The organism is Kibdelosporangium aridum (assembly GCF_900176515.1).
Lineage (GTDB): Bacteria > Actinomycetota > Actinomycetes > Mycobacteriales > Pseudonocardiaceae > Kibdelosporangium > Kibdelosporangium aridum.
Window position 1 is genome coordinate 875525 of record NZ_FWXV01000002.1, and the last position, 25514, is coordinate 901038.

29 protein-coding genes are annotated in these 25514 nt (G+C 67.2%); 12 read left to right on the forward strand and 17 right to left on the reverse strand.

Translation table 11 applies throughout. From position 1 onward, the window contains the following. Positions 1 to 61: 61 nt before the first annotated feature. The 7 genes from B9C43_RS13670 to B9C43_RS13700 form a co-directional block, all read right to left on the reverse strand. Complete coding sequence (locus B9C43_RS13670) at positions 62 to 802, reverse strand: phosphoglyceromutase (RefSeq protein ID WP_033391454.1); 741 nt, start codon at positions 800 to 802, stop codon at positions 62 to 64. A gap of 391 nt (positions 803 to 1193) precedes the next feature. Then, positions 1194 to 1994, reverse strand: coding sequence for a DUF4349 domain-containing protein (locus B9C43_RS13675; protein ID WP_235038591.1), 801 nt, complete (start codon positions 1992 to 1994; stop codon positions 1194 to 1196). Positions 1995 to 2129: 135 nt separating this feature from the next. After that, positions 2130 to 2639 carry a type III secretion system chaperone family protein gene (locus tag B9C43_RS13680; protein ID WP_084426549.1) on the reverse strand — a complete coding sequence of 170 codons (510 nt, stop codon included), beginning with the start codon at positions 2637 to 2639 and terminating at the stop codon, positions 2130 to 2132. Continuing rightward, positions 2636 to 3916 (reverse strand): D-inositol-3-phosphate glycosyltransferase, encoded by a 1281-nt coding sequence (gene mshA, locus B9C43_RS13685; RefSeq protein WP_235038592.1) that lies wholly within the window; start codon positions 3914 to 3916, stop codon positions 2636 to 2638. Before mshA ends, B9C43_RS13680 begins: the two co-directional genes overlap by 4 nt. Beyond that, entirely contained in the window at positions 3913 to 4776 is an 864-nt protein-coding gene (locus B9C43_RS13690) for an alpha/beta fold hydrolase (RefSeq protein WP_235038593.1), read from the reverse strand. Before B9C43_RS13690 ends, mshA begins: the two co-directional genes overlap by 4 nt. Then, positions 4749 to 5924: a L,D-transpeptidase gene (locus B9C43_RS13695; protein WP_084426552.1), complete on the reverse strand. Its 1176-nt coding sequence runs from the start codon at positions 5922 to 5924 to the stop codon at positions 4749 to 4751. The genes B9C43_RS13690 and B9C43_RS13695 overlap by 28 nt, the downstream gene beginning before the upstream one ends. A 95-nt stretch (positions 5925 to 6019) precedes the next feature. Then, positions 6020 to 7117: a UDP-N-acetylmuramate dehydrogenase gene (locus B9C43_RS13700; protein ID WP_407657102.1), complete on the reverse strand. Its 1098-nt coding sequence runs from the start codon at positions 7115 to 7117 to the stop codon at positions 6020 to 6022. 16 nt (positions 7118 to 7133) lie between these two features. Here B9C43_RS13700 and B9C43_RS13705 point away from each other — a divergent pair, with 16 nt between their 5' ends. Genes B9C43_RS13705 through purU form a run of 4 tightly spaced genes read left to right on the forward strand, consistent with a single transcriptional unit; the run spans position 7134 to position 10037 of the window. After that, positions 7134 to 7625, forward strand: coding sequence for a DUF2505 domain-containing protein (locus B9C43_RS13705; protein WP_033391458.1), 492 nt, complete (start codon positions 7134 to 7136; stop codon positions 7623 to 7625). Beyond that, positions 7604 to 8413 (forward strand): SAM-dependent methyltransferase, encoded by an 810-nt coding sequence (locus B9C43_RS13710; protein WP_084426557.1) that lies wholly within the window; start codon positions 7604 to 7606, stop codon positions 8411 to 8413. The genes B9C43_RS13705 and B9C43_RS13710 overlap by 22 nt, the downstream gene beginning before the upstream one ends. 10 nt (positions 8414 to 8423) lie before the next feature. After that, positions 8424 to 9161, forward strand: coding sequence for a maleylpyruvate isomerase family mycothiol-dependent enzyme (locus B9C43_RS13715; protein ID WP_235038595.1), 738 nt, complete (start codon positions 8424 to 8426; stop codon positions 9159 to 9161). Between the two features lie 15 nt (positions 9162 to 9176). Continuing rightward, entirely contained in the window at positions 9177 to 10037 is an 861-nt protein-coding gene (gene purU / locus B9C43_RS13720; protein ID WP_033391461.1) for a formyltetrahydrofolate deformylase, read from the forward strand. Here the strand turns inward: purU and B9C43_RS13725 are convergent. Together B9C43_RS13725 and B9C43_RS13730 are read right to left on the reverse strand one after the other, a co-directional pair. Then, positions 10034 to 11032, reverse strand: coding sequence for an NADP-dependent oxidoreductase (locus B9C43_RS13725; protein WP_084426560.1), 999 nt, complete (start codon positions 11030 to 11032; stop codon positions 10034 to 10036). The genes purU and B9C43_RS13725 overlap by 4 nt on opposite strands. After that, positions 11029 to 11910: a fumarylacetoacetate hydrolase family protein gene (locus B9C43_RS13730; RefSeq protein ID WP_235038596.1), complete on the reverse strand. Its 882-nt coding sequence runs from the start codon at positions 11908 to 11910 to the stop codon at positions 11029 to 11031. Before B9C43_RS13730 ends, B9C43_RS13725 begins: the two co-directional genes overlap by 4 nt. A 103-nt stretch (positions 11911 to 12013) precedes the next feature. On the opposite strand from B9C43_RS13730, the gene B9C43_RS13735 reads away from it, so the two are divergent. Continuing rightward, the gene (locus tag B9C43_RS13735) at positions 12014 to 13114 is read left to right on the forward strand and encodes an LOG family protein (protein ID WP_084426563.1); all 1101 of its coding nucleotides are present in this window, start codon (positions 12014 to 12016) and stop codon (positions 13112 to 13114) included. On the opposite strand, the gene B9C43_RS13740 is transcribed toward B9C43_RS13735, so the two are convergent. The 4 genes from B9C43_RS13740 to tgmC all read right to left on the reverse strand — a co-directional run bounded on the left by B9C43_RS13740 (position 13103) and on the right by tgmC (position 15877). Further along, a complete protein-coding gene (locus B9C43_RS13740) occupies positions 13103 to 13651 on the reverse strand; it encodes a YbaK/EbsC family protein (protein ID WP_033391468.1) in 549 nt (182 codons plus the stop codon). The two genes, B9C43_RS13735 and B9C43_RS13740, sit on opposite strands and share 12 nt — an antisense overlap. After that, on the reverse strand, positions 13648 to 14352 hold the full coding sequence (locus B9C43_RS13745; protein WP_160096501.1) for an alpha/beta fold hydrolase: 705 nt from the start codon (positions 14350 to 14352) through the stop codon (positions 13648 to 13650). The genes B9C43_RS13740 and B9C43_RS13745 overlap by 4 nt, the downstream gene beginning before the upstream one ends. After that, entirely contained in the window at positions 14349 to 14642 is a 294-nt protein-coding gene (locus B9C43_RS13750) for a DUF2516 family protein (protein ID WP_033391470.1), read from the reverse strand. The genes B9C43_RS13745 and B9C43_RS13750 overlap by 4 nt, the downstream gene beginning before the upstream one ends. A gap of 92 nt (positions 14643 to 14734) precedes the next feature. Beyond that, positions 14735 to 15877 carry an ATP-grasp peptide maturase system methyltransferase gene (tgmC, locus tag B9C43_RS13755; RefSeq protein WP_235038597.1) on the reverse strand — a complete coding sequence of 381 codons (1143 nt, stop codon included), beginning with the start codon at positions 15875 to 15877 and terminating at the stop codon, positions 14735 to 14737. Between the two features lie 137 nt (positions 15878 to 16014). On the opposite strand from tgmC, the gene B9C43_RS13760 reads away from it, so the two are divergent. Both B9C43_RS13760 and B9C43_RS13765 read left to right on the forward strand, forming a co-directional pair. Continuing rightward, on the forward strand, positions 16015 to 16431 hold the full coding sequence (locus B9C43_RS13760) for a helix-turn-helix domain-containing protein (protein ID WP_033391481.1): 417 nt from the start codon (positions 16015 to 16017) through the stop codon (positions 16429 to 16431). A 5-nt stretch (positions 16432 to 16436) separates the two neighbouring features. Next, positions 16437 to 17099, forward strand: coding sequence for a hypothetical protein (locus tag B9C43_RS13765; protein WP_033391482.1), 663 nt, complete (start codon positions 16437 to 16439; stop codon positions 17097 to 17099). A 98-nt stretch (positions 17100 to 17197) separates the two neighbouring features. Here B9C43_RS13765 and B9C43_RS13770 read toward each other — a convergent pair whose 3' ends face one another. Both B9C43_RS13770 and B9C43_RS13775 read right to left on the reverse strand, forming a co-directional pair. Next, positions 17198 to 17824, reverse strand: a complete 627-nt coding sequence (locus B9C43_RS13770; RefSeq protein WP_084428107.1) for a P-loop nucleotide/nucleoside kinase family protein — start codon at positions 17822 to 17824, stop codon at positions 17198 to 17200. Positions 17825 to 17853: 29 nt separating this feature from the next. Further along, positions 17854 to 18228: a TFIIB-type zinc ribbon-containing protein gene (locus B9C43_RS13775; protein ID WP_268811562.1), complete on the reverse strand. Its 375-nt coding sequence runs from the start codon at positions 18226 to 18228 to the stop codon at positions 17854 to 17856. Between the two features lie 126 nt (positions 18229 to 18354). On the opposite strand from B9C43_RS13775, the gene B9C43_RS13780 reads away from it, so the two are divergent. Genes B9C43_RS13780 through B9C43_RS13790 form a run of 3 tightly spaced genes read left to right on the forward strand, consistent with a single transcriptional unit; the run spans position 18355 to position 22208 of the window. Next, complete coding sequence (locus B9C43_RS13780; RefSeq protein WP_084426569.1) at positions 18355 to 19104, forward strand: 3-hydroxybutyrate dehydrogenase; 750 nt, start codon at positions 18355 to 18357, stop codon at positions 19102 to 19104. A 16-nt stretch (positions 19105 to 19120) separates the two neighbouring features. Then, entirely contained in the window at positions 19121 to 20443 is a 1323-nt protein-coding gene (locus B9C43_RS13785; protein WP_084426572.1) for an MFS transporter, read from the forward strand. Continuing rightward, positions 20409 to 22208 (forward strand): helix-turn-helix domain-containing protein, encoded by a 1800-nt coding sequence (locus B9C43_RS13790; RefSeq protein ID WP_084426575.1) that lies wholly within the window; start codon positions 20409 to 20411, stop codon positions 22206 to 22208. The genes B9C43_RS13785 and B9C43_RS13790 overlap by 35 nt, the downstream gene beginning before the upstream one ends. On the opposite strand, the gene B9C43_RS13795 is transcribed toward B9C43_RS13790, so the two are convergent. Then, the gene (locus B9C43_RS13795; RefSeq protein WP_084426578.1) at positions 22198 to 22575 is read right to left on the reverse strand and encodes a DUF3224 domain-containing protein; all 378 of its coding nucleotides are present in this window, start codon (positions 22573 to 22575) and stop codon (positions 22198 to 22200) included. The genes B9C43_RS13790 and B9C43_RS13795 overlap by 11 nt on opposite strands. 35 nt (positions 22576 to 22610) lie before the next feature. Beyond that, positions 22611 to 23084 carry a MarR family winged helix-turn-helix transcriptional regulator gene (locus B9C43_RS13800; protein ID WP_084426582.1) on the reverse strand — a complete coding sequence of 158 codons (474 nt, stop codon included), beginning with the start codon at positions 23082 to 23084 and terminating at the stop codon, positions 22611 to 22613. Positions 23085 to 23428: 344 nt separating this feature from the next. Here B9C43_RS13800 and B9C43_RS13805 point away from each other — a divergent pair, with 344 nt between their 5' ends. Together B9C43_RS13805 and B9C43_RS13810 are read left to right on the forward strand one after the other, a co-directional pair. Then, positions 23429 to 24748, forward strand: a complete 1320-nt coding sequence (locus B9C43_RS13805) for an FAD-dependent oxidoreductase (RefSeq protein ID WP_235038599.1) — start codon at positions 23429 to 23431, stop codon at positions 24746 to 24748. Between the two features lie 50 nt (positions 24749 to 24798). Next, positions 24799 to 25512 (forward strand): phytanoyl-CoA dioxygenase family protein, encoded by a 714-nt coding sequence (locus tag B9C43_RS13810; protein WP_051897327.1) that lies wholly within the window; start codon positions 24799 to 24801, stop codon positions 25510 to 25512. Positions 25513 to 25514: the final 2 nt, after the last annotated feature.

Genomic DNA, 25514 nt, shown 5'->3' on the forward strand with positions numbered 1-25514 from the left:
TCGACGTTGAAGACACGGCCCTCACCTCCTCCGATGACTGGCGTTGATCGGACCGTACCGACTACCTGCCCTGGTTGGCCACGGCTTTGATCGCGTTGGCGGCCGCGTCCGGGTCGAGGTACGTCCCGCCCGGGTTGGTCGGCTTCAACTCGTCGTCCAGGTCGTAGCGCAGCGGGATGCCGGTCGGGATGTTCAGGCCGGCGATCGTCTCGTCGTCGATCCCGTCCAGGTGCTTGACCAGTGCGCGCAGCGAGTTGCCGTGCGCGGCCAGCAGCACGGTCCGGCCCGCGCGCAGGTCCGGCACGACCGCCGACTCCCAGTACGGCAGGAACCGGGCGACGACGTCCTTCAGGCACTCCGTGCGCGGCACCTCGATGTCGGCGTACCGTGCGTCAGCGTCCTGGCTGAACTCCGAGCCAAGCTCGATCTGCGGCGGCGGGGTGTCGTAGCTGCGGCGCCAGAGCATGAACTGCTCCTCGCCGAACTCGTCCAGGGTCTGCTTCTTGTTCTTGCCCTGCAACGCTCCGTAGTGCCTCTCGTTGAGCCGCCAGTCCCGGCGCACCTGGATCCAGTGCCGGTCGGCCGCGTCGAGGGCGATGTTCGCGGTCGAGATCGCCCGCCGCAGCAACGATGTGTGCACGATGTCGGGCAGGATGCCCGCGTCGCGCAGCAACTGCCCGCCCCGCTCGGCCTCCTTGACGCCCTTCTCGGACAGGGGTACGTCCACCCAACCGGTGAACAGGTTCTGTGCGTTCCACACGCTCTCGCCGTGGCGGAGCAACACCAGGGTTCCGACTGCCATACCGGAGAGCCTGCCAGACCGGCCGGGTTTCACCCGAACAGGTGCGCGTCGGCAAGGCCTTTCGGCGCACCCGCCCACAGCCAGTTGTCCAGCGAACCGAGTCCGAAATAGAACTGTGACTCGTTTTCCAGGTTAAAACCCGAATGGGTTAAGCGGCAGGCTTGAAGTCATCGCATGACTCTGCCAAGTTGACAAAGCTTCCACCGACCGGCTCCCACGCACTCCCCGGTCGGCAGAAGCAGACTGCGGCTCGTCTCCCCTGTCGAGCCGCACCCCGCTGGGGACGCTGGGGTGCCCCCCGCCCCACGCGTACGGTGCGGGATTTGTGTCACAGGATGGCTCGAGAACGCGACTCCCCCTCGCTCGGGCCATCCTGTGAAACGCCCTTACTTCAAACACTTTCCGTAACTGGCCGCGCGGCTTTCCTACGCTTGCGTCGGAAGTAGAACCACAGACCGGCGGGTATGCCGAGGGCGACAAGGAAAGGCAGTATCGCGCCGAGGACACGCGTAGTCACCGTGAAGAATTCCCCGAAGGCACCCCAACCGTCGGACAGCCCGTCGAAGAACCCGCCACCCGTGGCCGCTTCGACCGGCACCGGTGGCGCGCTCTCCTGTGTCAACTGAAGTGTCACAGTGGACAGTGCGACCTTGCCGCCGAGGGTGTCCCGCCTGCCCTGCAACGATTCCAGGTCACTCTGCCTGCGGGTGAGCTCGCTTTCGATCTGTGCGATCTCGCTGACGCTTGACGCTCTCGCAAGCAGCGCCTGCATTCGCGCCACGCTTTCACGTTGCGTGCGCAGCCGCGAGTCGAGGTCCACGACCTGTTCGGTGACGTCCTCGGCCTGCTTGTGCTGGAACTTGATGGTGCCGAGGTCGGCGAGCTGCCGCAACGCCGCGTCGAACTTGTCCGACGGGATACGCAGCGTGATGGACGCCTTGTCGTTGCGGGATTCCTCCTGCCCGGTGAAGCCGCCGTTGGTCGTCGCGATCGCACGGGCGCCGCTGACCGCGTCGAAGATCGCCTTCACGGTCATCTCGATGCGCGCGGTCTGCACGAGCATCCGGTCCTGGACCGGTGCAGGCGGCTGCGCGTTCTGCGCGGGCGCCTCCTTCGCGACACCGCCGCTACCGCCTGCGCTGTTCGGTTTCGCGGGCACGGGCGCGGCGGCCTGGTGTCCCGCGCTGGTCATGTCACCACCGCTGCTCGAACAGGCGGTCAACCCCAGAAGCAGAGCCGCCCCGGCGATAGAGATGTATAAGCCACTCTTTCGTCTGCTCATGCAGCTGAGACGGAAAGAGTGGGGAGAGTCGTTGTCCGGACCGGGTTACGAGTCAGACACCCGTTGGTCACTGTCCGGCTTCGCCAAATGCTCGAACGCCTTGAGGTTGGCCAGCGACTCGCCGCGCGAGGTCCGCCACTCCCATTCGCGCTTGATCGACGTGGCGAAGCCGATCTCCAGCAGCACGTTGAAGTCGCCGTCCGCGGCTTCGAGGACCTGGCCGAGCAGCCGGTCCAGTTCGTCCGTGGTGACCGCGTGCAGACCGATCCGGCCGAGCAGGTAGATGTCGCCGACACCGTCGATCGTGTAGTGCACGCCGTAGAGCTTCGCGTTGCGGCGCAACAGGAATCGGTACACGTCCGCATGCGCCTCGTCCGGGCGGCGGCAGACGAAGGCCTCGACCACGAGCGCGTGCTCGCCGACGATCAGCCAGCAGTTGGTCTGCAGCTTCTTGGTTCCCGGCAGGGTCACGAAGAACTTGCCGGGCTCCGGCCGGTCGTAGGCGATCTCCCGCTCGTCCAAAGTGGACTTGATTACCTCGTCCACATCGGTCACGACGCCACCTCCGCCCGCTCCTGCACCTCCCGGAACGTTACCGCAGCGCGCATGTACGCACCGATCAGCTCGTCGGTGGTGTGGTCCCACGAGAACGCACGCGCGTGGTTGAGTGCCCCAACGGACAACTTCCCGCGCAGCTCAGCGGATCGAGCCAACGCGTTCGCCCAGTCGACCGACGAGTGCCCGGACACCAACAGCCCGGAAACACCGTCGTTCACCGCGACTCGCAAGCCACCGACGTCGGTCGCGACGACCGGCGTGCCGCACGCCTGCGCCTCGATCGCGACGAGCCCGAACGACTCGTTGTGGCTCGGCACCGCGACGACGTCCGCCGCACGGTAGACCTTCGCCAACGCTGGTCCTGGCAGCGGCGGCAGGAACCTGACGACGTCCTGGATTCCCAGCTGTACGGCCAAATCCTGCAACGCACGTGGCTGCTCAAGGCCCGTGCCCGACGGCCCGCCCACGACCAGCACGACCAGTTTCGACCGGTCGACCCGGCCTTGCGCCAGCAGTTCGGCGGCCGCGTGCAGCAACACGTCCGGCGCCTTCAACGGCTGTATCCGGCCGACGAACGCGAAAACCGTCGCGTCAAGCGCGATCCCCAGTGCGGCCCGGGCCTCCAGCTGCGAGCCGGGGGTGAACTGCCTGAGGTCGACGCCTGGTGAGACCGTGCTGACCTTGGCCGGGTCGGCGTCGTACTGGCAGATCAGGTCGTTGGCTTCCATCTCGGTGTTGGCCACGAGACTGTCCGCCTGGTCGACGACCTGCTGCTCGCCGATCTCGCGAACCCTCGGCTCTGGCGTGTCCCCTTCTGCCAGCGCCGCGTTCTTCACCCGCGCCAACGTATGCGCGGTGTGCACGAGCGGGACGCCCCAGCGGTCCCGAGCCAGCCAGCCGACCTGTCCGGACAGCCAGTAGTGCGAGTGCACGAGGTCGTAGAACCCAGGTTCGTTGTTCGCTTCGGTCCGCAGAACCGCCGCGGTGAAAGCACACAACTGCGCGGGCAGTTCGCTGCGGTCGAGCACTTCGTAGGGCCCGGCGGGTACGTGCCGGACCAGAACCCCTGGCGCCAACTCCGCCACCGGGGGTAACTCGGATGAGGTAGCCCGCGTGAACACCTCGACCTCGACGCCGCGCTCGGCCATCCGGGTCGCGGTCTGCGCGATGTACACGTTCATGCCACCGGCGTCGCCCGTCCCAGGCTGCTCAAGCGGCGAAGTGTGCACCGACAGCAGCGCGACGCGGCGGGGTGGCCGAAGCCAGCGAGTCACTCCGAGGCCCCCATGACCCGATCGGCGAACTCCAGCAACATCCCGTCGAACTCCTCAGTGCGTTCGGCGAAGGGCATATGCCCGGTCTTGGGAAACCAACGCAACTCGGCCCCTGGAATCTTCCCGACTGTGTACTGCGCCACAGCCGGTTCGACAACGGCGTCCAACTGGCCGTGCGCGACCAAGGTCGGCACTGTGATCAGCTGCAGCACCCCTGAGCTGTCGAAATCCCGCCGGAACATGGCTCGCCGGACCTCCCACGGCACCCGCAGGGCGTCGCCGACAATCCGCTGGCTCAGCTCGCCGGGCAGGTGTGCCTCAGACATGCCCCGGACGAACTCGGTGAAACCCCGGGCGGCCATGTCCAGGTCTTCGAGGTTCACGTACGGCACGACCGCCCGCATCGCCGTGCCCGGTCCGGCGCCAGGGCGATCCCGGCCGACCTCCACCGCGGCCGAGGCGAACACGATCCCGGCGAGGTCCTGGTCGCCGAACGCCCGCAGGTAGTCGGTGATCACGGCGCCGCCGTACGACCAGCCGACCAGCAGGACCGGCCTGCCGACGAGGTCGAGCACGGCCGCGACGTCGTCGGCCCACGCGTCGGGGTCGGCGTACCCGTTCACCGGGTCCGGCACGTCCGAGTAGCCATGTCCACGCAGGTCAAGGGCGGCAAGGCGGTACTTCGAAGTCAGTCGAGGGTCGGCCAGCTGGGCCGACCACGCGGCGCTGGACTGGGCCCAGCCGTGCAGCAGGACGATCGCTGGTGCGCCGGGCGGCCCGGCTGTGCGGACCGCGAGGCGAACCCCGTTTCCACCGGTGACCTGGTGCAGGGTCACTTGATCGCCGACATGCTCTTCCACTTGTCCCACGAGAACAGCCAATCATTGACGTCCGAAGTCGTGGGGAAGGCTGCCTTGGATCCGGTGACCTCGACCGGGTCGCCGATCAGCACCGAGTCGAACACCGCCTTGGCGTCGGCCTCGAACAGGTTCACGCAGCCGTGCGAGGTGTTGGCCTTGCCGATGTTGGCGCGGTTCTCCTCGTTCTCGTGGATGAACTCGCCGTGGTTGGAGATCCGCACGGCCCACTTCTTCTTGACGTTGGTGTAGCCGTAGCGCGGGTTGGAGAAGTCGCCGACCTCTTCCTTGGCCATCACGATGACGGTGCCGTTCGGCGTGTTCAGGTTCGGGTCGGCGTCCTTGCCGTTGCTCGCCGGGTACGTCGCGGTCAGGTTGCCGTCCCGGTAGACCTTGAGGTTGTGGTCCGGCGTGTTGACCTTCAGCACCTGGTTGCGGCCGATCTTGAACTTGCTGGTCACGTCCGCGCGGCCGTAGCCGTTGCCGTAGTTCACGCCGTAGAGGCTGGCCGAGACCTTGACCTCGGTGTTGGCCGGCCAGTACTCCTTGGGCCGCCAGTCGACCTGGGTCGCCGACAGCCACGCCCACGAGCCTTCGACCTTGCTCGGCGACGTCTCGACCTTCAGCGCCTTCTCGGCGGCGGCCTTGTCCTGCGGCGCGGTCTCGAACTTCACGCTGATCGGCATGCCCACGCCGACCGTGGCGTTGTCCACCGGGTTGAGCGTGGCCCTGACCTGCTTGGCCGGGGTCATGGTGGTGAAGCTGCCTTTGAGCTCGACGTCCTTGTTGTCACTGCCCTTGGCTTTGGCGGTGTACGTGTAGGTCTTGCCGTAACCGAGCTTCTCGGTGTTGGTCCAGCTGAGCTTGTCCGGGGCGATCTCGCCGGCGACCTTCTTGCCTTCGGGGTTGGTCAGCGTGGCCTCGGTCAGCGTGCCGTCGGTGACGGTGAACTTGACGGGCTTGAGGACCTCGACGTTCTTGGCCTCACCGGCCGGATCGGCGACGATCTTGGCGACCGGGCGGGTCTCACCGTCTGCGGGAGCCTCGCCCACGGCGTTGGGGTTGCCGGGCTCGGTCGTCGAGCAACTGGCAACGGCGAGTGCGGCGGAAAGCAGGAACGCACTGATGACCGTTCTTCGCCCTGCCCGCACGTCAACCTCCGTCTATGTCTTCTGCCATCTACTTGTAAAGACGCACCAAAGGGCAACCGGTGTGCTTAAAGTGAGCTGCGCCACATTGCTTTGGGTCACAGTGTGACCCCCACCAAGACTGGCTCGGCCTCGAGCTGCACACCGAACACCTTGTGCACGCCGTCGCGGACTTCCCTGGCCAGCGACAGCAGGTCCGCCGTCGTGCCGTCGCCGCGGTTGGTCAACGCCAACGTATGGCTGTGCGACAGCGACACACGGTTCCCTGGTCCCGGGTACCCCTTCGCGAAGCCCGCACGCTCGATCAGCCAGGCCGCGGACAATTTCCCGCCGCCGTCGGCCGGGTACTGCGGGATCCGCACGTCCGCGCCCACCTGCGCGGCGATCCGGGCCAGGGCTTCCTGCAGCTCGTCGTGCGGCAGCACCGGGTTGGTGAAGAACGAGCCCGCACTCCAGGTGTCGTGGTCGTCCTCGTCGAGGACCATTCCCTTCCCGCGCCGCAGGTCCAGCACGGACTGCCGGACGCGGTCGACGGGCACGCGCTCGCCCGGCACGACGCCGAGGGTGTTGGCGAGTTCGGCGTACCGGATCGGCATGGACAAGCCCGTGTCAGCCAGTTCGAACCGCACTCGCAGGACGACCGCACGGTCTGTGCCCTTCAGCACACTCGTGCGGTAGGCCAGTCCCAGCTGATCGGCCGTCAGCGTGCGGACTTCGCCGCTCGCCCGGTCGAGCAGGTCGACCGACACGAGCACCTCGGAGATCTCCACGCCGTACGCGCCGACGTTCTGCACCGGTGTGGCGCCGACCAGGCCGGGGATGCCGGACAGGCACTCAAGGCCACCGAGACCCGCCGCGACGGTCTTGGCCACGACGTCGTCCCAGTTCTCGCCCGCTTCGGCGGTGAGCTGGACCAGGCCGGGGGTCGTGCAGTCCTCGGTCATGCCCTTCGTGGCGACATGGACGACTGTGCCGTTGAAGCCGTGGTCAGAGACCAGGACGTTCGACCCGCCGCCGAGTACCAGCAGCGGTTCGCCCGCTTCGTCGGCGGCGCGAACGGCGTCGACCACCGTACGGGCGGTTTTCGCTTCGATGAACCTCGTCGCCGGACCGCCGAGACGCAGCGTCGTGTACCCGCTCAGCGGTACCGCTGTGCGTACGTCAGTGCCGGGACGCGAGGTCGTCACGGGCGTCAACGGTAACCTCCGGTTCATGCCTAGCCGTATGGAGCACCGGGCGAGGTTCGCCGCCCCTGCCGATTCCGTGTACGCCGCGGTCGTCGATCCGGCGTTCCTGACCGACCGGCTCGAAGCTCTCGGCGGCAACAACGCCTCCGTAGTCGACCGTACGGAGTCGGCACAGGCCACGACGTTCCGGGTCCGCCAGGGGCTTGCCGCGGAACATCTTCCCTCAGCGGTCCGAACCTTGCTGAAGGGCGACCTGGTCGTTGACCGGACTGAGACCTGGCGACCGGACAAAACCGGCTCGGTCAAGGCCTCCGTGCAGGGCGTTCCCGGCGAGATCAACGGCACCACACGGCTGTCCGACGTGGACGGCGGCACGGAATGGGTGACATCGCTCGAGGTCAAGGTCAGCATTCCGCTTGTCGGTGGCAAGATCGAGAAGTCGATCGGTGAGCAGGTGCTCAAGCTGCTGGCCAACGAGGCAGCGTTCACCGAGAAATGGCTCGCACACCGCGGCTAGCGGCGGGCCGGGCCCGCGCGCTCGGCGTCCCGACACGCGGCACCACGAACCCGAACCGGCTGCGCAAAGTGGACCGGTGGATGACCGGTACGCCTTGGGTCGCCTCGGTGCTGCGGTCCGCGTCCGACCCGCTCGTCGTCGACCTCGGCTACGGCTCGTCGCCCGTGACCACGGTCGAGCTCGCCGCCCGGCTGCGTACCGTCCGGCCCGATGTCCGGGTGCTGGGCCTTGAGCTCGATCCGGAACGGGTCGCGGCGGCGAAGCCCGTGGCTGATCCACCGTTGCTTGACTTCCGGCGTGGCGGCTTCGAGCTGGCAGGCGCCCGGCCGGTGGTGCTGCGCGCGTTCAACGTGTTGCGGCAGTACACCGAGGCCGACGCGGCGGCGGCTTGGCAGACCATGTTGTCCCGCATGGCTCCCGGCGGTCTGCTCGTCGAGGGCACATGTGACGAGATCGGCAGGCGTTGCTGCTGGGTGACTCTCTCGGCCGACGGTCCCTTCCTGTTCACGTTGGCGTGCTTGCCTTCCGACCTCTCGCAACCGTCCGATTTGGCTGAACGGCTACCGAAGTCGTTGATCCACCGGAACGTCCCCGGCGAGCGGATCCACGACCTGCTCACCGCGCTGGACACGCACTGGGCAGCAGCCGCTCCTTTGAGCCCGTACGGTCCGCGGGCGCGTTGGGTGGAGACGGTTCAGAGGCTCGCGGCGGACGATTGGCCGGTTCTGGATACCCGGAAGCGCTGGCGGCTCGGCGAGGTCACCCTGTCGTGGGACATATTCCACTAGGCTCAGCTGAGTGGATCACGAGACGTACTTGGCACACATCGTGGAACAGGCCGAGGCGCTGAAGGCCGCCGCGGTCGCGGCCGGCCCGTCGGCACCGGTCCCCACCTGTCCGGAGTGGACGGTCAAGGATCTGGTCGAGCACATCGCACAGGTGCACAACATGGTCACCGGAGCGCTCAAGCTGACGCGGGCGGACAAACGCCCCGCCCCGGCCGAGCTGCCCGCCGACTGGGACGACCTGGTCACGTGGTGGGACAACAAACGCATGGAGATGGTGACCGTGCTCGGGGAGAACGACCCAGCCACCGAGGCTTGGAGCTTCGTGCCCGAGCTGGGCTCGTACGGCTGGTGGGCTCGTCGGCAGGCGCACGAGACGGCCATCCACCGCCTCGACGCCGAACACGCCCAGTCGGAGAAGGTGCCCACGCTGTTGTTCCACCCCCAACTCGCCGCCGACGGGATCGACGAGGTCCTCGTGACGATCTCGCCGTTCCGTGCGCGCGTGAAGCGGCCCGAGGTGACGGTCGAAGGAACGCTCCTCGTGCACGCGGCGGACGCGGGTCGCGCGTGGATGCTGCGCGCCCATGGCGGCTTCGTCGATGTAGGCCCGGTCGAGGACTCCGCGATCGACGCCGACGCGACGCTGGCAGGCACCGCGGACGCGGTGTACCGGGCGGTATGGAAGCGCCCGAGCCACGCGATCCTCAACGGCCGGGAGGAGTTGCTGCAAGCCGTCAACGGCGGTTGAGGAGAATGTCCGGTCATGACCCAGCCTGAACGCCGGTACGTGATCACCTTCGGCTGCCCGGACCGGACCGGTATCGTCGCGCGGATCTCCCAGTTCCTCGCGCACGCAGGTGGCTGGATCGTCGAGGCGGCGTACCACACCGACCAGGACACCGGGTGGTTCTTCACCCGCCAGGAAGTACTGGCCGACTCCTTGCCCTTCGGCATGGACGCACTCCGCGCGCAGTTCGCGGAGGTCGCCTCGGAACTCGGCGGCGAATGGACGGTGACGGACACCGGTGAGCGCCGCCGGGTCGTGATCCTGGTGTCGAAGGAAGGGCACTGCCTGTACGACCTGCTGGGCCGGGTGGCCTCCGGCGAGCTGGACGTCGACATCCCCGCAGTGATCGGCAACCACGCCTCACTGGCGGGGATCACTCAAGCGCACGGTATCCCGTTCCACCACGTCGAGTTCCCGCGCGATGGGAAGGAAGCGGCTTTCGAGCAGGTTCGTTCACTGGTGGCCTCGCATGATCCACACGCGATCGTGCTGGCGAGGTTCATGCAGATCCTGCCTGTGGAGCTGTGTGCGGAGTGGGCCGGGCGGGCACTGAACATCCACCACAGCTTCCTGCCGTCGTTCGTCGGCGCGAAGCCCTATCACCAGGCGCACCAACGAGGGGTGAAGCTCGTCGGTGCGACGTGCCACTACGTCACCGCGGAGTTGGACGCCGGTCCGATCGTGGAGCAGGACGTGATCCGCGTCGGGCACGCCGACAGCATCCCGGACATGGTCCGCAAGGGCCGCGACATCGAGAAGGTCGTACTGGCCCGAGGTCTGCGCTGGCACCTGGAGAACCGAGTCCTGGTGCACGGCAACAAGACCGTGGTGTTCTAGAGCGACACGATCATCTTGCCGGTGTTCTTGCCGGACAACATGTCCATGAAGGCCTCGGGCGCGTTCTCGATGCCTTCGACGATCGTCTCGGCGTACTTGAGCTGACCGGTCCGGACCCATTCCCCGGCCTCTGCGATGAAGTCGCGCATCCGGTCGTAGTGGTCGCTGACGATGTACCCCTGCAACCGCAGCCGCCACCCGACGACCTTGCCGAGGTTGCGCGGCCCCGGCGGCGCCGAAGTCGAGTTGTACTGGGAAATCGCGCCACACATGGCAACGCGCCCGTACCGGTTCATCGCGCCGATCGCGGCTTCGAGATGATCACCGCCGACGTTGTCGAAGTACAGGTCGACACCGTCCGGCGCGGCCGCGCGCAGCTGGTCGGCGACGGGCCCGTCCTTGTAGTTGAAGGCCTCGTCGAAACCGAGTTCTTCCTTGAGGTACCGGACTTTCTCCGCCGAACCGGCCGAGCCGATCACCCGGGCCGCGCCGCGCAGCCGGGCGATTTGACCGGCTGCCGAACCGACCGCACCGGCCGCGCCCGAAACGAAGACATGGTCGCCGGGCTTCAACGAAGCGATGTCGACCACGCCGACGTACGCGGTCAGCCCTGTCATGCCAAGGATGCCGACGTAAGCACTGAGCGGCGCGACCGACGGGTCGACCTTCCGGGCTTGAGCGGTGTCCACCACCGCGTATTCGCGCCAGCCCAAGTTGTGCAGCACGAAATCGCCGGGTTCAAATCCGTCTACTGTGGACTTCAGGACCGAACCGACGGCGCCGCCCCACATGACCTCGCCGACGCGGTACGACTCCGCATAGGACTTCGCTTCGCTCATCCGGCCACGCATGTACGGATCCACACTGAGCACGACGTTGCGGACAAGTACCTGCCCTTGCTCCGGCTCAGGCACCTCGACCGAGGCGATCTCGAAGTCCGACGGCTTTGGTTCACCCACCGGCCTGGCGGCCAGCCGGATCTCACGTCCGATCATGACTCCACGCTATCCAGCCACTCCCGCGTGCGCAGTACGGTGTTGGTGAGGCTGCCCACGTTCGCGATCCTGATCTCCACGGTGTCGCCCGGCTTGAGGTCGAAATCCAGATCCGGCACGATCCCGGTGCCCGTCGACAGCACCACACCGTCCGGGAACCGCAGGAAAGACGTCAAATACGGCACAAGCCCCTCGGCCGGGCGGTGGAAGGACGCGGTCGACGTGTGTCCCTCGAACACGACCTCTCCCGCGCGGTGCACCCACATCCCGATGTCCAGGGCTTCGATGTCGGTCAGCCACGCGGGCACGATCCCCGCCGACACCGAGCAACTGCCCGCGTAGATCTTGGCCTGTGGCAGGTACAGCGGGTTGTCACCTTCGATCGACCGCGAGCTGACGTCGTTGACCACGACATATCCGGCGATTTCACCGAACGCGTTGATCACGAGACCGAGCTCCGGTTCGGGCACGTTGACTGTCGAGTCCTCGCGCACCGAGATCGGCTCGCCGTCGGTCACCACTCGCCATGCCGGTGCCTTGAAGAACAACTCCGGGCGTTCGGCCTGGTAGATACGGTCGTAGACGGTCGGTTCGGTGGTCTCCTCGACCCGCGCGTCGCGGGAGCGCTCGTAGGTCACGCCCGCGGCCCAGACCTCCATCAGACCGTCCAGCGGGGCGAGCATCCGGACACTGTCGGCGGGGATCTCCGAGCTCGCCTGCGCCACCATCGCGCGCATGTCCTCAAGCCGGACCCGCAGCAGGTCCGCGATCCGCCACTCGCCCGGCAGGCGTCTGACGACCTCGCCCTCGTTCAGTCCGATGTGGACATGACCGGCCGAATCGGCGAACCTGACCACGCGGGTGCGAATGTTCTCCACCTCGCGAGGGTAACGTGAAACTTTCCCGCGGCACCCGGTCGCGATCAGCACGGAGTTCAAGAACGTGACCATGTTCTGCGAGCGGCCGAAGTAAGCTGCCGCAATGCGGACCGAGATCACCGACCTCACGGCGTTGCGCGAGCACCGCACGGCCGGTCATGACCTGCGCGATGTCGTGCTCGTCGGGCTGGATCTGACCGGCGAGGACGATCTGCTCCGTACCGCTTTGGACGGCGCGGTACTGCTCGGGTGCGAGCTGTCGAGCAAGACGCGACGGCAGGCCGAAGCGGCCGGGGCGTTGATCTTCCCGGCCATTCCCGACCTGCCGTATCAGGTCTACCGGACCACGCTGTACACCCCGGCCGAGCTGTTCGCCGGGTTCGACCCGGCCCGCCCGGAGTCCTATGCGAACACTCCGGACGCACGGATCTACCAGCACAGCCAGGAACAGGGCCGGACACCCGATCCCTTGCACGCCTTGGCAGAGCGGTTGCACGACCACTCCATCACCTCGGCGCTCGGCGAAACGCTGGCGGCGCACCGGAACCCTGCCGTCGCGGTGATGGGCGGGCACGCGCTGACCCGTGACTCAGCGGGTTACCTCGCCGCGATGCGGCTAGGCGCCGCGCTGGGTCGTGCTGGCTTCACTGTGCTGACCGGTGGTGGGCCCGGGGCCATGGAGGCGGTGCCCTACGGCGTGCGCATGCCGGACCACATCGACGAGCTGCACGCCGAGCTGGCCAAAGCCCCACGGTTCGGCGAGGGCGCCACGGCGATCGGTCAGTGGCTCGCCGCCGGACTCGCCTGCGAGCTACCCGATTCGACGCCGCTGACGATCGGCATCCCGACCTGGTTCTACGGCCATGAACCGCCCAACCCCGCGTGCCACTGGCATGCCAAGTACTTCGCGAACTCGGTGCGTGAAGACGGTCTGCTGACCGTGGCGACGGGCGGAGTCGTGTACACGCCGGGCAGCGCGGGCACGGTCCAAGAGGTTTTCCAGGACTACACGCAGAACCACTACAAGTCCGTCGGCCCGGCCGCGCCCATGGTGTTCCTGGACAAGGGCTTCTGGACCACCGACGTGCCCGCCGCGCCACTGGTCCAGCAACTGGCGCGCGGGCGGGACGCCGAACAGTGGATCCTCGTCACCGACGACGTCGACGAAGCCGTGGCGCTGCTGCAGAAGTACTCAGCGGCCTAGGTCTTCGACCACCTCGGCGCCGGGGAGCTTCACGAGCACCTCGCCAGGGATGAGGATCTTGCTGCCCCGGATCCCGCTGCCGATCACGAGTTCCGGCGCTGCCGCGACGGCCGCGTCGATCAGCAATGGCCAGCCGTCCGGCAGTCCAAGTGGCGTGATGCCGCCGTACTCCATGCCGGTCAGCTCTACCGCGGTGTCCATCGGCGCGAACGACGCTTTGCGCACGTCCAGCCTGCGCCGGACCACTCCGTTGACATCCGCGCGGGTCGTCGCGAGCACGAGGCACGCGGCGAAACGCTCCTCACCTGCGCGCTTGCCTGCGACGACGACACAGTTCGCGGACGCTTCCATCGACGAGCCGTAGGCCTCACAGAACTGTGCGGTGTCAGCGAGTTCCGGGTCGATCTGCACAACCCCGACGCGGGCAGCATCGCTCGGGTCGAGGGCAGCGAGCGCGGTGGCGACGGGCGCGGCAAGCAGGTCGGTCCGGTCAGTGGCGTCCGCTACCTGCAACGAGCCCGCGATTGTCCAAGTCATGCCCGCCAGGCTACTTGCAGCAGGCTACGTACCTGAGCCCGGTGAGTGATCAACGGCGCCTTCGATTCGAACACCTCGAGCTGCCCTTTGGCGAACGCGGACGCGACTTGCTCGGCGATCTCGGCCGGGTGCAGCGGGTCGCCGACCGCGCTGATGACCAGGGTCGGCGCGGTGACCTGGCGCAGCGCTTCCCGGTCTGCGATGGGGAACTGACCAGCGAGCTCGTCGATGGCCGTGGTCAGCCTGCGCATCGCTTTGGCGCGCGCTTGCACGTAGTCGCCGAGTGCGTAACCGGTCGGCAAAGTCTTGACGATCTCGTCCTCGCTGGTCTGCTTGCGCAGCACCGCTTGCACTTCGGCCGAGCGTGGCTGGTCGAGCACGGCGGGCAGCAGCAAGGCGATCCGGTCGAACCGGTCAGGGTCCTCAGCCGCGATCCTGGTCAGCACGGCCGCGCCGAGCGAAACGCCGATGGCCTTCTGGGCCTTCACCTCGTCGGCGATTCTGGCGACGTCCGCGGCGATGGTTTCGTAGCGCCAATAGCCTTCTGGTGCGTCCGGCTCGTCGCCGTGCGACGGCAACGTGACCACGACACGGGTTCCGGGCAGGCCGGATGCCGGGATCCGCGCTTCCCCTGGCGTAGCGCCAAGACCTGGGACGACGATCGTGACCGGGTCACCCGATCCGTAGGCCTGCCAGCTCACCACCGGTTGCCGCGCTGGACCTCGATCAGCCTCGGCCGCACATCCACGATGTAGACCAGGACGGCGACAAGCCCGGCGATCCAGAAGATCATGGTGAAGTTGGCGAACGAGAACAGCGCCAGGGCCACCGCGCCACCGCCGGTGATGCCCAGCCATGCCGGCTTCGTCATCCGGTCGATCGCCGTGAACGCGTCCGCACGCTGGAGCAAGGCGTGCACGAACGCGAACACACCCACCGGGATCGCAGCCCAGTTGATGGCCGTCACGATGTAATAGGCGAACGTCGGCACATCCTCAGACTACGTTGCCGCGTGAGGCTATGACCACATGGTCAAGACTTCGCAAAGTCCGACTGGATTTCCGCTGAATGAAATTGCCCAGGTCAGGCCAGGGGCCAGCGGTACCCGCCGGTCGGCTCGTCGAGCCAGAGTTCCTGGCGTTCGCCATCGATCGAGACGCCGAACCGGGCCCGTCGCGGCTCGCCGAGGGTCCGCCACAGCTCATACGCGGCCTCAACCTCGTCCCATAGCCTGCGTGGACCGGATTGCACGACGAAGTCGGTCTCGTGCCGCGCCCACGAGCCGTCCGGGTGTGTCATCAGCACGCACCGCGACGCACCGGCGGCATGCACATCGGGTAACTCCAAGCCCGCGAAGAACTCGAACGGGCTCGTCGGGCTGATCACACCGGCAGGCAACGTTGTCGACCGCGTGCTGCCTGGGGCGTCCATCTCCGGCCACGACACCTCATGGGCTTGCGGCGCTCGCAGCGGCATGAAACGGCCATCGTCAGCAAGCACTCTGCCTTCCCCTGTCGCCCCTTCGCCCGCGGTGATGCGCAGCAGCCCTGCACCGAGCGGACGACTGAGCGTGGTCACCACGACGCCGCCGGGACGGGTTTGCTCAAGCCACGCGAGCGGGATCCGCGGGACCGCACACGTGCAGAGGACGCGGTCGTAGGGCGCGCCTCGCGGGTAGCCCTTGACACCGTCCATCACCGCGCAAGTCGGCCGAAGACCGCACTCGGCGAGGTGCCGTTCCGCCGGGCCGGCGAGCGACTCGTCGATGTCTATTGTGGACACTCGGTCGTCGCCGAGGCGGACGCTGAGCAGCGCCGCGTTGTAGCCGGTGCCCGTACCCACTTCGAGAACCCGGTGATGCTCCTTGACCAGCAAGGCTTCCAGCATCACGGCCATGATGGTCGGCATGCTGGACGAGCAGGTCGGCGCACCGCGCACAGGGCCGTTGCTGCGGGCGGTCTCCCAGCGCGAACTGTCGCCGTCGAGCTGCGTGACGAGCACACGGTCGGCGTAGATCTGAGTCAGCCAGTCCTCGTCGCCCTCCTCGACCGCCTCCCAACGACCGGCTCGCTGCTGGAAGTAGCGCGGCAGGAAAGCGTGCCTCGGGACAGCAAGGAAGGCGTCCCGCCAAGTCGGATCGGTGAGTGTGCCGTTGCGAACGAGCGCGCGGACAAGCCGGCTCCGCAGTCGTGCCGCGGTGCCTTCCACATCCGCTTTCACGCTCACCGCCCATCACTCTAGCCCGATGTGACCGACCCCACCGAGGATGTGCAAGCACCCCGCTTGCAATAGCTAGCACTCCGGCCTACCGTGGAACATGTCGAGAGGAGATGACCACGGTGACAGACGAACACCAGTCGCCGATGGACAAGGTCGCCGATCTCGGCCGGGACATCGGCGAGTACATCCGCCAGCAGCGCAGCAACGCGAAGATCTCGTTGCGCCAGCTGTCCAAGCTCGCCGGGGTGTCGAACCCGTACCTGAGCCAGATCGAGCGGGGCCTGCGCAAGCCGAGCGCGGAGATCCTGCAGCAGATCGCCAAAGGCCTGCGGATCTCGGCCGAGGCGCTGTACGTGCAGGCCGGGATTCTCGACCTGCCGACCGGCGGCCCGGTCGCCGACGCGATCAGGGCCGACCAAGAACTGAATGAGCGTCAAAAGCAAGTGCTGCTGGACGTCTACGAGTCCTTCCGCAAGGAGAACGCGGCCCAGCGATCAACAGCACTTGGGTCCACAGTGGATAAGTCCGATGTGGACAACACGAAACCCACTGAGGAGTGATTGACATGACCCGTCCGAACGCTGAGGACGTGCGCAAGGCCGTCGAGCCCGTCCGCACCTCGCTGCTCGCCGCCGTCGGCGCAGGCGACCTGGTCGCCAAGACCGTGATCGAGGCCGTCGGCAAGGCCCGCTCGGGTGCCGAGACCGCTGCCGAGCAGGCCAAGGAGGCCGTGCAGAACGTGCCGTCCGACGTCAGCACGCTGCGCTCGAAGCTGGATCCAGCCGAGCTGCGCAAGGCGATCGAGGAGTACACCGAGGCCGCGGTGAACCTGTACAAGAAGCTGGCCGAGCAGGGCGAGGAGGCCGTGGAGAAGTTCCGCGCCCAGCCGCAGGTGAAGAAGGTCGTCGACCAGCTGGAAGACGCCATCGCCCAGGCGCAGGCCCGCGCAGGTGACGTGGCGACCGACGCCCGCGAGCTGGCCGAGGACGTCCTCGCCAAGGTGACCCGCAAGACCCGCTCGGTCGGCGAGAAGGCCGCCCGCGACGTCAAGAAGTTCGCCGACGAGACCGCCGAGGCCGTCGAGGACCTGGGTGACGACGTCGCCCACGAGGTCCGCAGCACGACCCGCAAGGTCGCCAACCGCACCGCCCCGGCCCGCAAGCCGGCCGCGACGCGCACCACGACGACCACGAAGGCCAACGCCGCCAGCAAGACCACTCAGAAGTGACTCTGGCTCAGAACTGAGCCATAGCGGCAAGAAAGCCCCGGCCAACAAGGCCGGGGCTTTCGCACGTCAAGGCACCAGTGCCCGCGAAGACCCTCAGTTCAGGCGGGCAGTTTGGTCGCGGCCAGCCCAGCCCGCACCCACTCCGCGACCTCGCGGGCGGTCTCTTCGACGGGCTTGTGGGTTGTGTCGAGCAGGCGCATCGGCGGCTTCATGTTCGCTGCCTCGCGTCGCACCCAGTCGTTGAACTCGAGCATCTCGTCGATGCGGGGCTCGTCCCACTCGCGCCAGGCAGGCCGCGCGCGCAAACGCTCGCGCATCACCAACCGGTCGCACGTGAGCGCGAGGTAGTGGATGTCGCCGATCAGTGGCCGTTCAGGGATCTCCTCGAACTGCACGGGCACGACTGTTCCGCACAACACGACTGGTCGTCCGCTCTGGTGGATCATGCCCACCATCCGCAGCCATGTTGATCGGAACAGCTGGAAGTCGTTGTGCGGGTCGCGCAGGCCTGCCGTCCACAGGACGTCTTGTTCCAGCACGACCACTTGGTCACCGAGCAGGCTGGTCAGCAGACGGCTGACCGTCGACTTCCCTGTCCCGCTCGGGCCCGTCAAGGCGAACATCGGCAACCGCAGGAACGGCTGCCGATGACCGCATTCCGCACAGACCAGCACAGCCTCGTCGGCCAGGACCACGGGCACGTCCATCCGCGCGCCGCAGCCCATGCAGATCTTCAGGTCCACTGGCGACTTGATCAGTCGAACAGCTCTTCCAGGAAGCTCTTGCGCTTGCGCTTGTGGCCGTGCTGTCCGTAGCCGTGACCGCCGTACGGCGGCGGCGAGTCGCCACGGTGCCCGTAGCCACCGCCATATGGCGGGGCGGAGTCCTTGTAACCGCCGTGACCTCCGTGACCACCGCGGTACGGTGGGGCCGAGTCGCCGCGGTACATGGGCGGAGGCGCCATGGGCGGAGGCGCCGCATATTGCTGCTGGTAGCGCTGTTCGGCGGCGACGATCTGCTCCAGCTCACCACGGTCGAGGAAGATCCCCCGGCAGCCCTGGCACTGGTCGAGGTGGACGCCACCACGGTCGACGGTCTGCATCGCGTTCTGACACTTCGGGCAAATCACACCCGCCAGACTACTTATCGTCGAAGCCGCATGCGCGGTCCCCGCCGCAATCCACACATAGGTGCAACAGAGTGTGTGGTGATCGCACATAGCCGTGGCAGCGCGTGGCACCTAGCGTGAATAGCCATGAGCAGTGGCGTACCTCACACAGGGCGGGTCGCTCTCGTCACGGGCGGGGCACACGGCATCGGGTTGGCATGCGCCCGTGCACTGGCCGACAGCGGCGCGAAGGTACACATCGCCGACCTCGACGGTCCCGCGGCGAAGTCCGCAGCTGACGAGATCGGTGGCGAGGCGCACGAAGTCGATCTGGCCAAGGACGTCGACTCGCTGCCGGCCGACGTCGACATCCTGGTCAACAACGCCGGACTGCAGCACGTCGCGCCGATCCACGAGTTCGATCCGGCGAAGTTCGCACTGCTGCAGCAGGTGATGGTCACCGCGCCGTTCCTGCTGATCCGGCGGTCCCTGCCGCACATGTACCGCAACGGCTGGGGCCGGATCGTGAACATCTCCAGCGTGCACGGCCTGCGGGCCAGCGCTTTCAAATCGGGTTACGTCACCGCGAAGCACGCACTGGAAGGGCTCAGCAAGGTCGCCGCCCTCGAAGGCGCGCCGCACGGCGTGACCAGCAACTGCGTCAACCCCGGCTTCGTGCGGACCCAACTGGTCGAAGGCCAGATCGCCGCACAGGCCGACGCGCACGGGATCAGCGCCGAGGAGGTGGTCGAGCGGATCATCCTCGACCGCACCGCGGTGAAGCGCCTGATCGAACCGCAAGACGTCGCCGACGTCGTGCTCTGGCTGTGCGGCCCGCACTCCAGCCACGTCACCGGCACCTCGATCGCGATGGACGGCGGCTGGACCGCCAGTTGAGGAGGGTGTGTGGCCAATGACGACCACGAACCAGGGCTCATTACGCAAGATCATCGGCGCCAGCATGGTCGGCACCACGGTCGAGTGGTACGACTTCTTCCTGTACACCTCGGCCGCGACGCTGGTCTTCAACAAGGTGTTCTTCCCGACGTCCGATCCGCTCAACGGCACGCTGTTGTCGTTGGGCACGTACGCGCTCGGCTTTGTCGCCAGGCCGCTCGGTGGACTGGTGTTCGGGCATTACGGGGACAAACTCGGCCGCAAGCGGATGCTGGTCGCCAGCCTGCTGATGATGGGGATCGCGACGTTCCTGATCGGCTTGCTGCCCGGCTACGCGACGATCGGCGTGGCCGCGCCGATCCTGTTGACGGTCCTGCGGCTGGCGCAGGGTTTCGCGATCGGCGGTGAGTGGGGCGGCGCCATCCTCATCGTGTCCGAACACGGTTCCGCGGAACGACGAGGGTTCTGGACGTCCTGGCCACAAGCGGGGGTTCCCGCGGGCAACTTGCTGGCCACGGCCGTGCTCGCGATTCTGGCGGCGGTGCAGTCCGACGAGGCGTTCCTGTCGTGGGGCTGGCGGATCGCGTTCCTCTTGTCGGCCGTGCTCGTGCTGATCGGGCTGTGGATCAGGATCAGCATCGAGGAGTCGCCGATTTTCCTTGAGGCGGTGGCCAAGGCGGGCGACAAGCCGGAGAAGGCGCCGATCATCCGGGTCATCAAGCACAGCTGGCGCGAGGTGCTGATCGCGATGGGTGCCCGGATCGCGGAGAACGGCTCGTTCTACATCATCACCGGATTCCTGTTGGTGTACCTGACGCAGGAGCTCGGCATGTCCCGATCCACCGGGCTCAACGCGGTGGTGATCGGTTCCGCTGTGCACCTGGTCGCGATTCCCGCGTGGGGTGCGTTGTCCGACCGGGTCGGCCGTCGTGGGGTGTACCTGTTCGGCGCGATCGGCCTTGGCGTGTGGGCGTTCCTGTTCTTCGCGATGCTGGACACCAAGTCGTTCTGGGTGATCGCGGCGGCCGTGACGCTCGGCCTGGTGTTGCACGGAGCGATGTACGGGCCGCAGGCCGCGTTCTTCTCCGAACTGTTCGACACCCGCGTGCGGTACTCGGGTGCGTCCATCGGGTATCAGCTGGCGTCGCTCGGCGCGGGCGCGGTGGCGCCGTTGATCGCGACCGCGTTGCTGGCCGACACCGGTTCGGTGCTCCCAGTCTCGATCTACGTCGCGGCGATGTGCCTGATCACGGTGGTCGCCGTGGTGCTCGCCAGCGAGACGCGGGGCAGGCACTTGGGACAGGATGACGTGCGTGCGAGCGTATCGGGAACTGCTTGAGCTGCTGGCCGACGGCGCGGATGGCACTGAGCTGGCCAAGCTCGCCGCCACCCGCGCCGCGGGCCTGCCGCAGGACGAGGCCGCGGAGTGGAAAGCCGCGACCGAGGCCGCGCTGAGCGTCCGGCGGACGCTCCTTGAGCACCAGCGCCGGGAAACCGAGCTGTCCGCGCTCGTGGACACGGCCAACGACCTGGCACGATTGCGTGACCCGGAAGCCGTGCTGCAACAGATCGTGCACCGGGTACGGATGCTGCTCGGCGTCGACGTGTCGTACCTGAGCATGAACGACTCGACGGGCGGCCAGACGTACATGCGGGTCACCGAGGGATCGGTGTCCGCGCTGTTCCAACAACTCTCGTTGGGCATCGGCGAAGGACTCGGCGGTTTGGTAGCGCAGACAGGCCTGCCGTACGCGTCGCCGGATTACCTCGCTGATCCCCGGTTCAAGCACACGGTCGCGATCGACACGGCAGTCCGCGACGAAGGCCTGGTGTCGATCGTCGGCGTACCGCTTATGTTGGGGCGCAGGGTGATTGGCGTGCTGTACGCGGCCGACCGCGCCGCGCGGACGTACACACCCGAGGAAGTCGCCTTCCTGTCGTCACTGGCCGACCTGGCGGCGATCTCGATCGACAACGCGCACCTGCTCGCGGAAACCCGGCGGGCCAACTCGTCGATCCGGCGGGCCGAGGAAGTCCACGACCAGCTCACGGCCTTGGTCCTGCGTGGCGCCGACTTCCACTCGGTGGCCGCGGCGGTCGCCCAGGTGCTCGGCGGTGGGATCGTCCTGCACGACGCGGCCGGGGTCGAGCTGGCGTGCCTTGGCATGTCCGTCGCCCCGCCCGCCCAAGCAATCGCCCGGGCCCAGGCAAGCGGGCGCGCGGTGGCCCAAGGCGACATCTGGGTGTGCGCGGTCCTGGCCGGGCCGGAACTGCTCGGCAGCCTCGTGCTGACCGGGCGTGCATCGCTGACCGACGAGGACCGGCTGCTGTTCGAACGCGCGGCACAGGTGACCGCGCTTTTGTTGCTGCTACGGCGTTCCGTGGCACAGGCCGAAGAGCAGGTGCGCGGTGAGCTGCTCACGGACCTGCTCACGGCACCCGACCGCAATCCTGGGGCACTGATCGCACGCGGCCGCCGACTTGGCGTGAATCTGGCTGCGCCGCACAGCGTGCTGATCGCGCACGCGGACGGCGTGTCCCGTGGGCGCCTCGCCGCCGCAGCCACGGGTCAAGCAGCTCTCGTTGGTGTGCACGCCGAGCAGGTGGTGTTGCTGACGCCCGACGGCGATCCCGACAAAGTCGCGCACGCGTTGACCACGGCCGTCGGTTGCCCGGTGACCGTCGGCGCGGCCGGGCCGGCAACCGGTCCCGTTGAACTGGCCGCGGCCCACGCCGAAGCCGGGCGATGCCTGCGCGCACTGCGGGCGTTGGGGTTGGACGGCACCGGAGCTTCCTTGTCCGGCTTGGGTTTTGTCGGAGTACTGCTCGGTGACCGCGCGGACGTCGCCGGGTTCGCACAGCGCACGCTCGGCCCAGTGCTCGACTACGACGCACGCCGTGGCACCGAGCTGGTCCGGACACTGCGGACGTACTTCTCTTGCGGCTCAAGCCTGACCGCGACCAAGGACGTGCTGCACGTACACGTGAACACGGTGGTGCAGCGCCTCGACCGGATCGCCTCGTTGCTCGGACCGGACTGGAACTCGCCCGACCGGGCGCTGGAAATCCAACTCGCCCTGCGCGTGCTGACGATCAGCCGGTGAACGTGTACTCGGTGGACATCGTGCCCATCTTCATCTCGTAGCTGCCGTGCCCCTTGGCGTTTTCGAGTTCGCCGGTGCCCGTACCCGGCACGACCTCGAACGTCCCGGTGACTTTCTCGGCGTTGAACGTGTTGGTGGTCCGCAGGATCACGGTGCCCTGCCTGCCGTCGATCTTGCCGGTGAAGAACTCCGCTCCGGTCGCGTTGCCGGTCCCGTCAGCGGTGTACATCAGCAGACCGGCGGATTTCCCTTCGCCCTCAAGGATGCCGGAGTAGCGGAAGGTCATCTTCGCGTCGCCGATCTTGGCGCCGTCCTCGGCTCCGGCGTACACGCTCTCGTCCCATGCGGTGCATTCGAAGTTGTTCATGCCATGAGCATGGCCGGTGTACCTGACAATTTCTGTCAGGTACCGAGAAGTCTTTCGACGCAGATCCGCGCGGCCTCACTGGACCGCTCGGTGTACTCGAGGATTGTCCGCAACTCAGCGTCGGTGAAGTGGCTGTAGACCTCCTGCCACGGCTCCGCTGGCATCAAAGGTGCGATCCGGTCCAGGGCCTCTTGGGTGTGCCGGATGATCGTCCGGCGCCGGTCGCCGGGGTCACGTTCACGCTCGACGAGCCCGGCTCGTTCCATGCGATCGAGGGCGGCGGTGATGGCTCCGCCTTTGGTCAGGCCGGCGCGTTCGGCCAGCTGGCCAGCCGTCAGCGGGCCGCTGAGCTGCAGGATGTTGAGGCAGTTCAGGTCGGAAGTGTTGATGCCCAGCCGGTTTGCCACGGCCTGATGGAAGAAGACGCCCCGGCCAGCGGAGATCCGGGCCGCGTTCTCAATGGCGGCAAGAAGCTCGGCACGCCCGCCCGGCTGCTCGTCAGATGCCATCACAGCATCCTCCTTCGACCACTTCTCCGACCGAGCAGCGACCCCGCTCTCGCCACGCACCGCATGCCCGCGTGACCGCCGAGCCGCCCGCACCTCCCACCGAGCAGCGACCCCGCTCTCACGACGCCCCGCATGCCCGCCTGACCGCCCAGCCGCCGACCTTCCCGCCAACCCGCGACCCCACTCTGCCGTTCAACCACCCACATCCTCCTTCCCCTGGACCTCTTCTCCTCCTGCCCAGCAACCCACCAGCTCCCATCCCTCCCGTTGACACAATCTCTCTCCATCCCTAATATCTCTGATATTGAGAGATCTATTTTCTAAGCTACTCTATCTTGGAGCCAATGATGCATGTGTTGATCGTGGGCGCGGGGACTGGTGGGTTGTGCTTGGCTCAGCGGCTGCGTGGGGCGGGGATCGGGGTGTCCGTGTTCGAGCGTGACCGGACCAGGACCGATGGCCTGTTCGGGTACCGCGTCGGGATATCCCCAGATGGGTCGCGTGCCCTGCGAAGTTGCCTGCCTCGCCCGTTGTTCGAGACGTTCAAGGCGACAGCGGCGATCGGCCCGCAGTACACGAACTTCGTCACCGAGCAGTTGGGTGAGCTGTTCTCGGCAGGCGGTCCAGAGGACGAGGACCTGCTGGCGCCGGTGGACCCGGAGGCAAGCGAGCGGTCGGTCAGCCGGATGACCCTGCGCCAGGTTCTGCTGACCGGCCTTGAGGACGTGGTCCACTTCGGCAAGAAGTTCGAGCGGTACACGCAAAACCCGGACGGGACCGTGACCGCCTACTTCGCGGACGGCACCTCGGCGACCGGCGATCTGTTGGTCGGCGCGGACGGGACTTCGTCCAACGTGCGCAAGCAATACCTGCCGGACGCCAAGCTGGTCGAGACCGACCTGTTCGGGGTGACGGGAAAGCTGCCGCTGAACGACGAGACTCGGAGGTTGCTGACGCCGCGGATGCTGCGCGGCGTGACGATGGTGTTCGCGCCGAAGGGCATCAACACGATCTTCCACGTGATGGAGTTCGAGTGGCAGCGCGGCGAGACCGATCCCGAGCTGATCAAGGCGTGGCCGGGGATGACGTTCGACAACACGCGGGACTACATCATGTGGGGCTTCGGTTCGCATCGGCGGTTGCTGCCGCCGGACTTCATGTCGATGCCCGGGCCAGCGCTGCACAAGTTGGTGGTCGAGCGGACCAAGTCGTGGCACCCGAACCTGCGCAGGCTGTTCGAGCTGGCCGACTCGAGCAGTTGCTTCCCGTTGAACATCCGGACGTCCGAGCCGGTGGATCCGTGGCCGAGCTCGAACGTGACGTTGATCGGGGACGCGATCCACACCATGACGCCAGGCCTCGGCGTCGGCGCGAACACCGCGCTGCGTGACGCGCAGATCCTCGGCGACAACTTGGTGCGCCTACCGGTTTTGGAGGCGGTCACGGACTTCGAGCGTCAGATGCACGGCTACGCATGGGATGCGGTGGTGAAGTCGCGCGCCAGGTTCAACGGGAACTCGTTGGCGTACAAGCCGGTGATCGGCCGCGCGGGTTTGGCGATGATGCGGACCGGAATGCGGGTGGTGAACCACGTCCGGCCGCTGAAGCGCAAGATACTCATGGCTGAACTCAAGAATCGTGACCATGCGCGACAAGAGGCCTGATCAGGTGACATGTCTGGCGGGTCGCGCACCGAACAGCGAGCCTGAAAGGCATGCGGGAGGTACTGGACGAGCTGGGGGTCTCACCCGAGGCGCTCGTCCCACGACATCGAGAGGATCTCGACGAGCTGGGGTACTGCAGGCTCGACGGGTTCATCGACGCGCAGGCGGCCGGGGCGATGATCGGGGAGATCACCCGGTTGCTGGAGGGCAGCCGCCGCCAGGGCGGCACGCTGCACCTCAAGGGACTGCTCGACCAGGGCAGCCTGTTCGACACGCTGTGGCTGCGGCCTGCGCTGCTGGCCGCGGTCACGCACCTGCTGGGGCCGGATTTCCAGATCAGGGAGATGCACTACCGCGCCGGAAAACCCGGGCACGGCGGCCAAGCACTGCACATGGACGCGACCGACCGGGCCGGTCCCGGCCAGTGGCGAGTGTGCACGGCGATCGTGGCACTCACTGATTTCACGTCAACCAACGGCGCCACCCGAGTCGTGCCGGGGTCCCATGTGGACCAGAACTTCAAACCGCCGCGCGGGCACGGGCCCCATCCGGACGAAGTGCTGCTGACCGGGCCCGCGGGAACGTGCTGGCTGTTCAACAGCCACCTGTGGCATTCGGGCACCCGCAACGATTCGACCGAGCCACGGCACGCGGTCCTGATCGCGTTCCACCGCCGAAACAGCGGGCCGACACTGGGCTTCGAGCCCCTGCCGTCCCACGAGACCGTGCTCAGACTGGGCAATGCGGCCTATCTGCTGCTGTAGCT